Annotated in this window: 13 protein-coding genes; 6 read left to right on the forward strand and 7 right to left on the reverse strand. The window is 37.8% G+C overall.

The features are described from left to right. Positions 1-140: 140 nt before the first annotated feature. From CWC11_RS08720 to seqA, 6 genes are all read right to left on the reverse strand, one after another. Positions 141-1,727, reverse strand: coding sequence for a dihydrolipoyllysine-residue acetyltransferase (locus tag CWC11_RS08720; protein WP_138682377.1), 1,587 nt, complete (start codon positions 1,725-1,727; stop codon positions 141-143). An 8-nt stretch (positions 1,728-1,735) separates the two neighbouring features. Further along, positions 1,736-2,713 (reverse strand): alpha-ketoacid dehydrogenase subunit beta, encoded by a 978-nt coding sequence (locus CWC11_RS08725; protein ID WP_138682378.1) that lies wholly within the window; start codon positions 2,711-2,713, stop codon positions 1,736-1,738. Beyond that, entirely contained in the window at positions 2,713-3,927 is a 1,215-nt protein-coding gene (locus CWC11_RS08730) for a thiamine pyrophosphate-dependent dehydrogenase E1 component subunit alpha (protein WP_138682379.1), read from the reverse strand. The genes CWC11_RS08725 and CWC11_RS08730 overlap by 1 nt, the downstream gene beginning before the upstream one ends. 264 nt (positions 3,928-4,191) lie before the next feature. Next, entirely contained in the window at positions 4,192-5,244 is a 1,053-nt protein-coding gene (gene astE / locus CWC11_RS08735) for a succinylglutamate desuccinylase (protein ID WP_138682380.1), read from the reverse strand. A gap of 80 nt (positions 5,245-5,324) precedes the next feature. After that, positions 5,325-6,962, reverse strand: a complete 1,638-nt coding sequence (pgm, locus tag CWC11_RS08740; protein WP_138682381.1) for a phosphoglucomutase (alpha-D-glucose-1,6-bisphosphate-dependent) — start codon at positions 6,960-6,962, stop codon at positions 5,325-5,327. A gap of 9 nt (positions 6,963-6,971) precedes the next feature. Continuing rightward, positions 6,972-7,562, reverse strand: coding sequence for a replication initiation negative regulator SeqA (gene seqA / locus CWC11_RS08745; RefSeq protein ID WP_138682382.1), 591 nt, complete (start codon positions 7,560-7,562; stop codon positions 6,972-6,974). A 240-nt stretch (positions 7,563-7,802) separates the two neighbouring features. On the opposite strand from seqA, the gene CWC11_RS08750 reads away from it, so the two are divergent. The 5 genes from CWC11_RS08750 to fur all read left to right on the forward strand — a co-directional run bounded on the left by CWC11_RS08750 (position 7,803) and on the right by fur (position 10,340). Then, a complete protein-coding gene (locus CWC11_RS08750) occupies positions 7,803-8,570 on the forward strand; it encodes an alpha/beta fold hydrolase (RefSeq protein WP_138682383.1) in 768 nt (255 codons plus the stop codon). 94 nt (positions 8,571-8,664) lie between these two features. Then, positions 8,665-8,886: a DUF2788 domain-containing protein gene (locus CWC11_RS08755; protein WP_002962930.1), complete on the forward strand. Its 222-nt coding sequence runs from the start codon at positions 8,665-8,667 to the stop codon at positions 8,884-8,886. Positions 8,887-8,888: 2 nt separating this feature from the next. After that, positions 8,889-9,167 carry a LexA regulated protein gene (gene ybfE / locus CWC11_RS08760; RefSeq protein WP_002962928.1) on the forward strand — a complete coding sequence of 93 codons (279 nt, stop codon included), beginning with the start codon at positions 8,889-8,891 and terminating at the stop codon, positions 9,165-9,167. A gap of 14 nt (positions 9,168-9,181) precedes the next feature. Next, positions 9,182-9,709, forward strand: coding sequence for a flavodoxin FldA (fldA, locus tag CWC11_RS08765; RefSeq protein WP_058550125.1), 528 nt, complete (start codon positions 9,182-9,184; stop codon positions 9,707-9,709). Positions 9,710-9,896: 187 nt separating this feature from the next. Continuing rightward, positions 9,897-10,340 carry a ferric iron uptake transcriptional regulator gene (fur, locus tag CWC11_RS08770; protein WP_138682384.1) on the forward strand — a complete coding sequence of 148 codons (444 nt, stop codon included), beginning with the start codon at positions 9,897-9,899 and terminating at the stop codon, positions 10,338-10,340. Between the two features lie 259 nt (positions 10,341-10,599). On the opposite strand, the gene glnS is transcribed toward fur, so the two are convergent. Continuing rightward, the gene (gene glnS, locus CWC11_RS08775; RefSeq protein ID WP_138682385.1) at positions 10,600-12,258 is read right to left on the reverse strand and encodes a glutamine--tRNA ligase; all 1,659 of its coding nucleotides are present in this window, start codon (positions 12,256-12,258) and stop codon (positions 10,600-10,602) included. Between the two features lie 216 nt (positions 12,259-12,474). Between glnS and CWC11_RS08780 the strand changes: the two genes are divergently transcribed. After that, positions 12,475-13,545, forward strand: a complete 1,071-nt coding sequence (locus CWC11_RS08780; RefSeq protein ID WP_138682386.1) for a DUF3083 family protein — start codon at positions 12,475-12,477, stop codon at positions 13,543-13,545. The last annotated feature ends 42 nt before the right edge of the window (positions 13,546-13,587 follow it).

The following is a 13,587-nucleotide window of genomic DNA, read 5'->3' on the forward strand; positions in this document are numbered from 1 at the left end:
TAGTATTAGTTTTTATATTCCCTAATGGGTTTAATTTTATTACTTTTGAGTAACAATTGTATCTTAAATAAAAACAGACTCTTTTAAAACAAAAAACCAGCAAATTGCTGGTTTTTTATTAGGCTTAAACAATTATATTATTAACTCATAGCCATCATCATTGCCGATGGATTTTCTAAATACGATTTCCACAAGTTATTAAAGCGTGCAATTGTTCCGCCATCAATAACGCGATGATCGCCAGACCAACTAACTTGCATAATTGCTTTACTCACAACTTGCCCGCTTTCATCAAAACGCGGTAAATGTTGCAATTTACCTAATGCAACAATTGCTACTTCTGGTTTATTAATAATAGGCGTTGCAATAGTGCCACCAATTGCACCAATATTCGAAATGCTAATTGTGCCACCTTTTAAGTCATCAGGTGCTACGCGCCCTTCGCGTGCTGAATGAGTTAAACGAGTTAAATCGTTTGCTACATCTACAATGCTCTTACTCTGACACGACTTAATATTAGGCACTAACAAACCAATTTTAGAGTCAACTGCAATACCAATATTATGATCATCAAAGTAGGTTAGCTCTGAACAATCGTCATTTACTTTTGAGTTAAGCACTGGGTACTCTTTCATAGCCAGTGACAGTGCTTTTACAAAAAACGGCATCATGGTGAGCTTTACACCTTGCGCTTTATACTGCTCTTTTAAAGCACTTCTGAGCGCAATTAACTGTGTTAAGTCAATTTCATCACTAAAGGTAAAGTGCGGAATAGTAGACACAGAAGCCATCATTTGCTTAGCCATAGCCGCTTTAATGCCTTTAATAGGCTCTACTCGTACGCCACTACTTTGATTTTGCGTTTGGTTTTGTACTGTACTTTGAGAGGCATTGCTATTAAGAGGTGAAGTATCAATAGTATTTGGCACTTCACCTTTTACAAACTCTTCTATGTCTTGCTTATAAATACGGCCATTTTTGCCACTACCTGGTACGCAGGTTAAATCAACATCAAGCTCCCGTGCTTTGCGACGAACCGCAGGCGATGCCACTGCTTTTTGGTTGATAACTTTACCAGCTTGCTGCGTTTTAACTGGTGCTGTTTTTTCAACAACCGCATTAGTTTGCGCCTTTACGACCGCTTGGTTTATATCAACATTTGGCTTAGCTGCACTGCCTGTAATTGTCATTTGAAATAACGGGCTGTGTACTTTAGCAATTTCACCTTTTTGATAATAAAGCTTTTGCACAGTACCCGTATATTTAGCCGGAATTTGTACTAATGCTTTGTCAGTCATTACATCACAAACCGCTTGGTCTTCTTCTATTTCGTCGCCTTGTGCAACTAACCAATCAACAATTTCACACTCAACAATACCCTCGCCGATATCGGGTAGTATAAAGTCTTCTAGCAAATCAATTGAGCTAGTGTTTGCTTGTAGTTCAGTTGTAACGTCTTCTTGAACTGCTTCATTATTTACACTGTCACCGGCTACATCCATAGCAAATAATGGGGCATGTACTTTAGCAATTTCACCTTTTTGATAATAAAGCTTAGTAATTACACCATCATGTACAGCCGGAATTTGCACTAATGCTTTATCTGTCATTACATCACAAATAGGCTGATCTTCAGATACGCTATCGCCCTCTTTGATTAACCATTCAACAACTTCGCATTCAACAATGCCTTCACCAATATCGGGTAATATAAAATCTTTAGCCATGGTAACCCCTAAAAATCCATTGATTGTTTAATTGCAGCCAGTACTTTTAACGCATCCGGTACATATTCTTTTTCAAGCGCAAGCGGATATGGTGTATCTAAGCCGCACACTCGCATAATAGGAGATTCTAAATGTAGGAAGCACTCATGTTGAATAGTTGCCGCTATTTCAGCGCCAAAGCCATTTGTAATAGGCGCTTCATGGCTAACAACTAGCCGACCCGTTTTGGTTACCGACTTAGCAATGGTGTCTACATCCCATGGTAATATACTTCTAAGATCTATTACTTCACAGCTTATACCTTGCTCACTGGCTTGTTTAGCAGCCTCTTCTACAATCTCCATTTGCGCGCCCCAAGCAAGTACGGTTATATCAGCCCCTTCTTGTACTACTTCGGCTTTTCCGAGCTCAATAGTGTAATCTTCTTCAGGTACTTCACCAATTGATGCACGGTACAAACGCTTTGGTTCAAAGAATAAAACAGGGTTATCATCTTTAATACACGCACGTAACAAACCTTTTGCTTGATAAGGATTACGTGGTACCACTATTTTTAAGCCAGGCGTATGTGCAAAATATGCCTCAGGTGATTGCGAATGATATAAACCACCGGCAATACCACCACCATAAGGTGTACGTATAGTTAAATTCCCTACGTTGAACTCGTTACCACTACGGTATCTAAATTTTGCTGATTCATTAACTATTTGGTCAAATGCCGGAAAAATATAATCAGCAAATTGTATTTCAGCTAAAGCAGGTGCACCAAATGCCGCTAAACCATTAGCAAAACCTAAAATACCTTGTTCAGTTAAAGGTGTATTAAAAACACGATGCTTACCGTATTTTTCTTGTAGGCCCGATGTTGCTCTAAATACGCCACCAAAGTAACCAACATCTTCACCAAAAATACAGGCTTGAGGATGTTCATTCATTGTAATGTCGAGCGCAGAGTTTATTGCGTGTAGCATGTTCATTTTAGCCATTACTTGATTCTCCCTGCTGTGATCGGATACGCATCTGGGTGCTTTTTAATATGCTCTTTTAATTCGTTATATTGACGAACAAGAGAAGGAATTGGCGTATCGTATACATCAGAAATTAGTTCTTCTAATGCAGGTTTTTGTAATATTTCTGCACGCTTAAGGGCTGCTAAAATTTCTTCGCGAATAGACTCTTTTGCTTTTACGTCTTGGTCTTCGTTTAACCAGTCTTGCTTAACAAGCCATTTTCTAAATTTATCAATTGGGCACGTTTGATTATTTGCCTCTTCATCTTTTGAGCGATACCCACTAGGATCGTCAGATGTAGAGTGCGCACCTAATCGATACGCTATAGATTCAATTAAAACAGGTTCACCTTGGGTAGTTGCAATTTCGCGCGCTTTTTTTGTTGCAGCGTAAACAGCCAATGCATCAGCTCCATCCACCCTAATCGTTTTAATGCCGTAGCCAACACCACGAGAGGCAATACCATCACCTTTAAATTGCTCATCTGCCGGAGTAGATATTGCATAGCCGTTATTACGGGCAAAAAATATAACGGGTGCTTTGTGTACAGCAGCCATATTTAAACCGGCATGAAAATCGCCTTCCGATGCCGCACCCTCACCAAAATAACAAATCGTCACGTTATCGATATTGCTTGCAAGCTCACCTGTTGTTGCATCTATATGCTTTACTTTTTGTCCGTAGGCATAACCTGTAGCTTGAGGAATTTGAGTACCTAATGGCGATGAGATAGTCATGTAATTCAATTCCTTAGAACCATAATGAATCGGCATTTGGCGGCCTTTGCCTAAATCCAATTCGTTTGAAAACATTTGGTTCATAAACTGATCAAGTGTAAAGCCACGATAATGAAGTGCAGCTTGCTCACGGTATTGCGCCATTATCATATCGTCTTGATCTAGTGCTGCGGCAGACGCGGTTACAGCGGCCTCTTCACCTAAGCATTGCATATAAAAGCTAACACGGCCTTGGCGCTGTGCGCCTTGCATACGCTCATCAAGCAGGCGAATAAAACGCATGGTTTCGTATAATTTAAGTGCGGTATGTTTTGAAATATCAGGTGCGGTTGCACTAGGATGAATGTCGCCGTCCTCAGTTAAAATACTAAGGGTTGGAATATTAAGCGCATTACCATCGATAAACTCTAGGTCATGGTTAATATTCAGCGATACGTTATTGGGATTACTCATAACCTACCTTCTTTTGTTGTCGGAAAAACAATGCCCCTGTGGATTATTATTATGGGTGATAGCTGCGAATAAACTTTGCAGCATCTGCACTGTCTTTAATTAAAGCTGCCAACACTTTACGTTAACGTAAAGTGTTATTCAACAAATCTGTGACGAAAGAAAAACAAATACTGATTAAAAAACTGGCAAGTTAACTATACGGCTAATTAAATTAATACCAATCATATAGTTAACTTCAATGTAGGTGTGGTCTGATGAGTTTTATTAAACGAAATTACTATCAATTTGCATAGGAATAACAGTAAGTAATGCTCGCTGCCCTAAAGCAACGTGTGCATTTGGGAAAATGATAGCTTCACCCTCAACGTCGGCATAGTAAGACGTATCACCGTCTGTAGCAAGCAGCTCCCCCTTTGCAAACCCGGTAAAGTTCTCAGCATCATCTGAAAATGGAAAACTAAACTCATCTTGTGTTCTGTTAATTGTACGATGTACAGCAAACAGCTCAAAGTCACTTGCATTAAACTGCGGGTATTCAACTTCATTTTGACTAATTAATGCAGTCAATGTTTTCTTGGTTTTTTCAAATCGAGTCATGTCGTTTTGACCAAAAGGTTTAACTTGACCCAGTTCAACAGTAAACGAGTCAGCACCGTGTACATACGACGAATAATAACTAAACGTTGTAGCTTCAGATTTCATCATCAATACGGTATTTACACCACAGCTTAATAAAAACTGTAATTGTGATTTTTTCCATGGTTTACCATGTAAGTATGGGTAGACGGCAAACTTCTCATTTTTTGAGCCACGAATTGCAGTATGTAAATCATAATGACTACGTGCACTGCCGTGCTCACCGCGCTCAAAAAAATCACTCACGTATTGTTCAAGCTTTGCAGCACGAACACGTTCATCATTCATAGCTATACCTTCTACAGTATGATGACCGTTAAATAACCTATTAAGGTTTTCTTCAACAAAACGTAAACCAATATTTATAGATTTAGGGTTACCGTAAATAAATAGCACTCGTTGAGCTAGCTTAAGTTCACCACTTATAATTTGCTTTATGAGCGAGTCACAAATTTCTATTGGCGCAGTCTCGTTACCGTGAACAGCGCTTGAAAGCACAACATCTTTTGTTGTTGTAACACGTGGTTGAAACTCAATAACGCCCGTATCATGAACAGTTACACGTGTACCATTTTCTAAAGCAAATTTACTTGCCTCTAAATGCCATTCATTATTACGACTGAGCGTTAAAAAATCGCCGGTACTTTTTAGTTCATTTAAATAACTTGGTTTGGCTAACATGATAAGCCCTTTTAATAATGTGAGAGGTACAAACAAAAACGGCTGAATAAATCAGCCGTTTTTAAATAGTTTAATTAGTGTTAGCTGATCACAGAGTCAACTAACTTTTTAGCTTCTTTTTCTAGAAGAGCTAAATGTTCTTCACCTTTGAAAGACTCAAGATAGATTTTATAAATATCTTCAGTACCTGATGGACGTGCAGCAAACCAACCATTTTCAGTCACTACTTTTAACCCACCTATTGCAGCGTTGTTACCCGGAGCATGAGTTAGCTTTTGTAAAATAGGCTCTCCAGCTAAGGTATCCGCTTTTACATCGTCAGCACTTAGTGCTTTTAAACGTGATTTTTGAGCGCTGCTTGCTGGCGCATCTAGTCGTTTATAAAGTGGTGAACCAAACTCTTGCTCAAGCTCTTTATAAAGCACTGAAGGTGTTTTACCTGTAACAGCTAAAATTTCTGCTGCAAGTAGCCCCATAATAAAGCCGTCTTTATCTGTACACCACACGGTGCCATCAAAACGTAAAAATGCAGCACCGGCACTTTCTTCGCCGCCAAAAGCAAGTTTTCCTTTATTTAAGCCCTCAACAAACCATTTAAAGCCTACAGGTACTTCTTTTACTTTGCGCTCATTTCTTGCTGCAACTTTGTCTATCATTGAGCTTGAAACCAGTGTTTTACCAATTTCTACGCTTGAATCCCAATCTCGGTGTTTTAATAAGTAATCAATCGCCACAGCTAAAAAGTGATTTGGGTTCATTAAACCATCAGGAGTAACAATGCCATGACGGTCATAGTCAGGATCGTTACCTATTGAAATATCAAAGTCATCTTTAAGCTTAATTAAATTAGCCATAGAGTAAGGAGACGAGCAATCCATACGTATTTTGCCATCTTTATCAAGAGGCATAAATGCAAAACGTGGATCAACACTGTCATTTACTACGGTTAAATCTAAATTATATTTTTGCGCTATTATTGGCCAAAAGTTAATACCTGAACCACCTAGTGGGTCTATACCTACTTTGATACCGGCCTCACTAATCGCTTTTAAATTAACGATATTTTCTAAATCGTTAATGTATGGTGTCATCAAGTCTTCATATTTAATAAAACCAGAACGAGACGCTTTAGCAAACGGGAACAATTCAACTTCAACTAAATCTTCCAACAAAAGTTGATTGGCTCTATCTTCAATCCACTTCGTCACATCTGTATCTGCTGGACCGCCATTAGGAGGGTTATATTTAAAACCACCATCTTCTGGAGGGTTGTGCGAAGGCGTTACAACAATACCGTCTGCCAGTTCATTAGGGTTAATTTTATTATGGCAAACAATGGCATGGCTAATAACTGGAGTAGGTGTAAAGTCGCCATTTTCTTGGGTGATTACTTGCACTTCATTTGCAACAAGCACTTCGATTGCTGAGTTAAACGCAGCTTCACTCAAGGCATGAGTATCTTTGCCCAAAAATAGTGGACCAAAAATGTCATTTTGCTTTCGGTAGTCACATATAGCTTGTGTAATTGCTAAAATATGAGACTCGTTAAATTTTACATCGTAAGAACAACCACGGTGTCCTGATGTACCAAAAGCAACACAATGCTCTGGGTTTTGCTCAAGGTCGGGCTCATTTAAATAATAAGCAGAAACTAACTTAGGAACATTAACCAATATTGATTGTGGAGCAGCTTTGCCTGCGCCTGAGTGAATAGCCATTATATTTCCTTACAAGTAATCGCGAATTTTTTCAGCTTGCTCTGCACTGTATCCTAGGCAAAGCGCAACTTCGTGAAGCATCATCTTTTTGCGCGTTGTATTAGAGTTAGTCATTACCCAATATTCACTATCAGTAATATTTTTAGGGTTCATGCTACTACCACTATTAACTAAGTCCTCTTTGCTTGTTGCAAAGTAAACTCTATCGCGGCCTTTTATCTCTAAAACAGCACTAAAATCCGTTTTATGGGTTCTATAAAACGCACTTAAAATAAACAAAAACCGACCAACAACGCCTTTTTGCATTGCTAACTCTTCTTTATTTAATATATTAAAAACATTAGCGCTTTTTTGCTTCACGGGTGTGACAGCATCAGGCGCTTTTACCTTTGTTGGCTCAGCAACTTGCTCAGAACTTGGTAAAGTATTGGTTGTTATCGCAGTTTGATTATTTTGATTAAGTTCTACGTTAGCGGTTTGAATTTTTTCGCCGCTGAGGTTTAATAAACGACGTAAAATAGTGGATGCACTCTCACCAATACTTTGCGTATTGCTGGCAATATATTGATATAACTCGTCGTCTATGTCGATTTGTTTCATGTTCTTCCTGTCATTACGGGTCACATTTTTTTCTCCCGTGTGATTATACCCAAACCAATCAGAAATGCGAGTTACAACAAGCACTCCCATAAACATAACCTGTAAACAGCAATTACAGAATAAACTTTACTCAATGTCGTTGATTTAATACCCAATAGCCCAATGTAATAAATAGTGGCTGCATTTTTTTGCTTTTTAAAGCAATGCTCGTCAAACTATGCAAAATTTTAGGAGACTGGTATGCAGCTAAATTACAAACAACAGGGGCAAGGCCCTGATGTTATTTTAATTCATGGCCTTTTTGGATCACTAGAAAACTTAAATGTGATCGCAAAACCGCTCAGTGAGCATTTTAATGTAATAAATGTGGATTTACGCAACCATGGCCTTTCACCCCATTGTAACGAAATGAACTACCCTGCTATGTCGCAAGATATTTTAGAACTAATGGATAGTTTAAATATTAATAAAGCACATGTAATCGGCCACTCAATGGGCGGTAAAGTTGCAATGCAATTAGCACTAACACAACCTGAACGTGTTAATAAGCTTGTAGTACTAGATATTGCGCCCGTAAGCTACCCGGCTCGTCACACACAAATTTTAAAGGCCCTCAACGCCGTGGCTAATGAGAACATAAGTGATAGAAAGCAAGCAGATTCAATAATGGCACCTTATATTGATGAACAAGGCGTTCGCCAATTTTTACTTAAAAGCTTAGCTAAAAATGAAAGTGGCCAGTTTGCTTGGCGATTTAACTTAAAGGTGCTTGACGAAAAATATTCGACAATTACCGCCAATGTTAATGAAAACAATTCTTGTTTGTGTGATACTCTTTTCATTAAAGGTAATGATTCTGACTATATTTTACCCGAGCATCGTAGTGCAATAATGGCACTATTTAAAAATACCAAAGCAAAAATCATTCATGGTGCAGGTCATTGGCTTCATGCCCAAAAGCCACTTGCTGTAAATAAAGCGATAAGTGACTTTTTAACTGCGGTTTAAAGCGATTTTATCGCGTGTTTTTGATTCAGCGCACTAAATAATTGCAGATTTATATGCTATAGTACGCGCCGTTTAATTTAAAGGTTATACGTTGATGGTCAGTCAGTTAATTAACGAATTTGATACCCTAGGGTTGTATTTTGGCTTAGCCGGTATATTCATATTCATCGGCATGGCAATTAAAGACGTACTAAAAAGTGGTAATGTGCCTAAGTTTGGACAATATATTGTTTGGGGTGTGCTCTTTTTAGGGTGTTCTGGCTTTATTGCTAAAGGCCTTATTCAAGTATTTTGGCAAGGCGCAGGTGTAGGTTAAGCATGGCGAAGTCAGAAACAGATAGAACAACACTCGATTTATTTGAATACGAAAAACGCCCAGGCAGACCTAAAACTAATCCCCTTTCTAGGGATATGCAGTTAAAGGTTAATAAACGTAATCAAATAAAAAGAGATAAAGCACGTGGTTTAAAGCGTGTTGAATTTAAAGTTTCATCACAGTTATATCAGGCACTTAGTGATATGGCAGATGCACAAAATATTAGCCGCAGTGCGTTGATCGAAACGATTTTACAAGAAAGATTGGCTATTGATACATAAAAGGTTGTAAATCCATGGCAAGTGTAGGCATTTTTTTCGGAAGTGATACAGGTAACACAGAACACGTAGCAAAAATGATCCAAAAAGAATTGGGTAAAAAACTTGTTGCTGTTCACGATATTGCAAAAAGCTCTAAAGAAGAGATTGCTGAATTCGATTTGATCTTATTCGGTATCCCTACTTGGTACTACGGCGAAGCACAATGTGATTGGGATGATTTTTTCCCAGAGCTTGAAGAAGTTGATTTTGAAGGCAAGCTAGTTGCTATTTTCGGTTGTGGTGATCAAGAAGATTACGCAGAGTACTTTTTAGATGCAATGGGCATGATCAACGATATCGTTACTGAACGTGGCGCAATTGTTGTAGGTCATTGGCCAACTAAAGGCTATGACTTTGAAGCATCTAAAGGCATGGCGGATGACAATCACTTTGTAGGTTTGGGCATTGATGAAGATCGCCAACCTGAACTAACCGAAGAACGTGTTAAAGCCTGGTCTGCGCAAGTCTTTGAAGAAATGTGTTTAAGCGAATTAGCTGACTAGTTTCTCCCCTCTTTACGCTAGCTGTTTAAATAATTATCAAACAGTTAGCGTTTTAAGTCTAAATTACAATTATGATCAATTGTTCTTTGCACTTAACACCTAGGCACGTTATTCTTACTGTTGCTAATGTGTCGTGTACATCTTTGCAAGATGTCTAGTATAACCAAATAAAATTGAGACAGATTTAATGACTGATCACAACTTGGAACTTAAAAAAGCCGGTTTAAAAGTAACTTTACCGCGTATTAAAATTTTAGAGATTTTACAATCTCCAGATAACCAACACATCAGCGCTGAAGATGTTTACAAAATTCTATTAGACCTTGGTGAAGAAATTGGCCTAGCGACAGTTTACCGTGTACTTAACCAATTTGATGACGCTGGCATTGTAAGCCGTCATCACTTTGAAGGTGGTAAATCAGTATTTGAACTTTCAGGCAGTACTCACCACGACCACTTAGTATGTTTAAAGTGTGGCAAGGTTGTTGAGTTTGAAGATGACATGATTGAACGTCGTCAACTTGAGATTGCTGAAGAAAATGGTATTACACTTACTAATCATTCTTTATATTTATACGGCGAGTGTAACGATAAAGTAGCATGTAAAGCATTTAGCGATGCCAACAGCTAATACCGCTTTTTAAAATAAAAAAACCTGCTAATTGCAGGTTTTTTTGTGTCTAAATATTGTGGCTCAATAAACAATTAACTAAGTTAACTATTTTGAGAGTAGGAAACCGTATCTATAACAAGGCAAAAAATTCGTAATCCACTTCTTTTATCACAGAACTTTAAGCACAGTTAGCGTCAGGTTTGCCCCCTCAAATTTTTTAATTTATTGCAAATTAGTATAATGCCCAATATGTTATTGGGCATTATAGCACTAGCTATTACTGAGTTTTAGACCATGAGTCACGAAGACCCACTGTTTGATTAAATACAACATTATCTGATTTTGAATCGCGAGAAAAATACCCTGTTCGCTCAAATTGAAAGCCCTGCTCTGCTTGTGAATTAGCAAGTGAAGGCTCAAGTTTAGCATTGTGTAAAACAACTAATGATTCAGGGTTTAATGTAGTTTCAAACTCATCAGCGGCAGCTGGGTTTGGTACATTAAATAAACGGTCATACAAGCGTACTTCAGCGGTAATAGACTCTGGTGCAGAAACCCAATGAATAACACCTTTCACTTTACGACCATCACTTGGGTTTTTGCCTAGTGTTTCGTTATCGTAAGTACAGTAAATAGTGGTTATTTCACCATTTTCGTCTTTTTCTACACGCTCTGCTTTAATAACATAAGCGCCACGTAAACGTACCTCTTTATCAAGCACTAAACGTTTAAACTTGTTATTTGCTTGCTCTTTAAAGTCTTCTCGTTCGATGTAAATTTCGCGCGTGAATGGTACATCACGTCGACCCATTTCTTCTTTATTAGGGTGATTAGCCACTGATAAAGTTTCAATTGTATTTTCATCGTAGTTTTCGATAACCACTTTAACGGGATCTAATACTGCCATTGCACGCGGTGCATTTTCGTTTAGGTCTTCACGAATACAGGCTTCAAGCATACCCATTTCAACCATGTTTTCTTGTTTTGTTACACCAATACGTAAACAAAACTCACGAATAGAACCAGGCGTATAACCACGGCGACGTAAACCCGCTATGGTAGGCATGCGAGGATCGTCCCAGCCTTCAACAAACTTATTTACAACTAAGTCATTTAGCTTACGCTTAGACATAATTGTGTATTCTAGATTTAAACGAGAAAACTCAATTTGCTGTGGATGACATTCAAGGCTGATATTATCAAGCACCCAATCGTATAAACGACGGTTATCTTGAAATTCTAGTGTACAAAGTGAATGTGTAATACCTTCAAGCGCATCAGATATACAATGTGTAAAATCGTACATAGGGTAAATGCACCATTTATCGCCCGTTTGGTGATGAACCGCAAAGCGTACACGGTAAATAATTGGATCGCGCAGCACCATAAATGAGCTGGCCATATCAATTTTAGCACGCAGAACACATTCACCTTCTTTGAATTCACCAGCGCGCATTTTTTCAAATAATACTAGGTTTTCTTCAATTGAAGTATCTCGGTACGGGCTATTTTTACCAGGCTCTTTTAACGTACCACGGTATTCACGTGCTTGATCTGCTGTTAAAAAACAAACGTAAGCTAAACCTTTTTCAATAAGTTCTACAGCATAACCATATAAAGTATCAAAGTAATTCGATGAATACTTTATGTCGCCACTCCAGTTAAAACCTAACCATTTAACATCTTCTTTTATAGAGTTAACATAGTTAATATCTTCTTTTTCTGGATTTGTATCGTCAAAACGTAGATTACATAAACCGTCGTAATCTTTTGCGATACCAAAATTTAAACAAATTGATTTTGCATGGCCAATGTGTAAAAAGCCATTTGGTTCAGGTGGAAAACGAGTATGCGTTGTCGCATGCTTTCCACTTGCTAAATCTTCATCAATTCGGGTTCTAATAAAGTTACTTGGGCGATTCTCAATTTCCGCCATAGGAGTGCAATCCTCTGAATATTCGTGATAACAAAACTAATGCATTATTACAAAAACAAACACTAACATACAGCACTAGATGCGGGTTTATTCTAGAAATTGCTCAACTTTAATTCTTATTAAGTCTTGTTTATAGATAAAATTTGTTTTAGCGCAATATTTAAGTCATCAAATGATTTTATAGTACGCGTAACCCCGAATAAAAAGGACTCTAAGATGGCAAACTCTACACAACACCGTGTTTATATCCCTACAAATGCTCGTGCAAATCATTATTTATTAGCAGAGCTAACACCCAACGAAGATTTCTATAAAAGCTTTAGCAATATTGATTGCTGCTATGAGCGCATAGCACGCCAGCTTTTTGCTTGTTGTGATGAATATGAATTACACAATGTGCATTTATTAGCTAACGATAAACTTCCTGTTGTACGCTTTCATGATGAGTCTTATCAATTAGAAACACAAAAGCAAATGCTGTTCTTTTATAACCCTCGCTATCACGAAGCGCATAAGGTCTATTACGCTAAAGGTGAGAAAAGTAAAAAAATACGATTATTATTTTTAGCAACCGGCGATGATCTAAGAGCAAACTCAGCTCATTTTCATAATAAGGTGCTTAAAGTTCTAAATTATTTGCAAGGACATTTATTTTTAAACCAACCTCAATTTAAATTACGCGATCACCAACATTTAACATACGACTTATTTGCTAAAGAAAAAGGTAATAAAGAAAGTTATGGATACAAATTAAGAAGTCTCTACCCTCGCTACCAGTCTAGGCACTGTAATATTCCAGATACTCACGCTGAAATGACCTACGTAACGTTCTCTATTCCCGTTTCACGCGCTATTAAAACCCAGTTTCAAGCGTTAATAAATAATAATGACTATGCTAAATTTTATGATTATTTTGAAGATTCATTTAACAAAGCGTGTATTACAAATAAACTGAGTCACGGCGCTATGGTTGCCAATGGTGCACTGCCCATAGTTCGTAATAGCAAAATTGATAAAAATGAGAGCAATTGTGAAATACAAAAACTAAGCTTTAATACACAAGACAATCAATTGGATTTAAAAAGCTTTTACCAAAGCGATAAGTTAGTCGAAACACTACATTTTGTAATTGTTGCAACAGATAAAGATAAGCATGAGATAGGCTACGGGCGTTTTATGAATCAAGTAGAAAAAACAATACATACAATGTCCTCTGAGCTATCTATAAATAAAGAGCGACAAGATTTATCTGTGCGGTTTTTTCAGCATATTAGTTACCCTTACTAATTTTTAGTCAATAACAAAAAGGCTCGCAAATGCGAGCCTTTT

The sequence above is a fragment of the Pseudoalteromonas sp. S3178 genome (genome assembly GCF_005886985.1).
Classification (GTDB): domain Bacteria; phylum Pseudomonadota; class Gammaproteobacteria; order Enterobacterales; family Alteromonadaceae; genus Pseudoalteromonas; species Pseudoalteromonas carrageenovora.

What these genes read in the sequence shown, in the direction of transcription:
- CWC11_RS08720 (WP_138682377.1), bottom strand. Translation starts at nt 1,727, where the DNA reads ATGGCTAAAGATTTTATATTACCCGATATTGGTGAAGGCATTGTTGAA.
- CWC11_RS08725 (WP_138682378.1), bottom strand. Translation starts at nt 2,713, where the DNA reads ATGGCTAAAATGAACATGCTACACGCAATAAACTCTGCGCTCGACATT.
- CWC11_RS08730 (WP_138682379.1), bottom strand. Translation starts at nt 3,927, where the DNA reads ATGAGTAATCCCAATAACGTATCGCTGAATATTAACCATGACCTAGAG.
- astE (WP_138682380.1), bottom strand. Translation starts at nt 5,244, where the DNA reads ATGTTAGCCAAACCAAGTTATTTAAATGAACTAAAAAGTACCGGCGAT.
- pgm (WP_138682381.1), bottom strand. Translation starts at nt 6,962, where the DNA reads ATGGCTATTCACTCAGGCGCAGGCAAAGCTGCTCCACAATCAATATTG.
- seqA (WP_138682382.1), bottom strand. Translation starts at nt 7,562, where the DNA reads ATGAAACAAATCGACATAGACGACGAGTTATATCAATATATTGCCAGC.
- CWC11_RS08750 (WP_138682383.1), top strand. Translation starts at nt 7,803, where the DNA reads ATGCAGCTAAATTACAAACAACAGGGGCAAGGCCCTGATGTTATTTTA.
- CWC11_RS08755 (WP_002962930.1), top strand. Translation starts at nt 8,665, where the DNA reads ATGGTCAGTCAGTTAATTAACGAATTTGATACCCTAGGGTTGTATTTT.
- ybfE (WP_002962928.1), top strand. Translation starts at nt 8,889, where the DNA reads ATGGCGAAGTCAGAAACAGATAGAACAACACTCGATTTATTTGAATAC.
- fldA (WP_058550125.1), top strand. Translation starts at nt 9,182, where the DNA reads ATGGCAAGTGTAGGCATTTTTTTCGGAAGTGATACAGGTAACACAGAA.
- fur (WP_138682384.1), top strand. Translation starts at nt 9,897, where the DNA reads ATGACTGATCACAACTTGGAACTTAAAAAAGCCGGTTTAAAAGTAACT.
- glnS (WP_138682385.1), bottom strand. Translation starts at nt 12,258, where the DNA reads ATGGCGGAAATTGAGAATCGCCCAAGTAACTTTATTAGAACCCGAATT.
- CWC11_RS08780 (WP_138682386.1), top strand. Translation starts at nt 12,475, where the DNA reads ATGGCAAACTCTACACAACACCGTGTTTATATCCCTACAAATGCTCGT.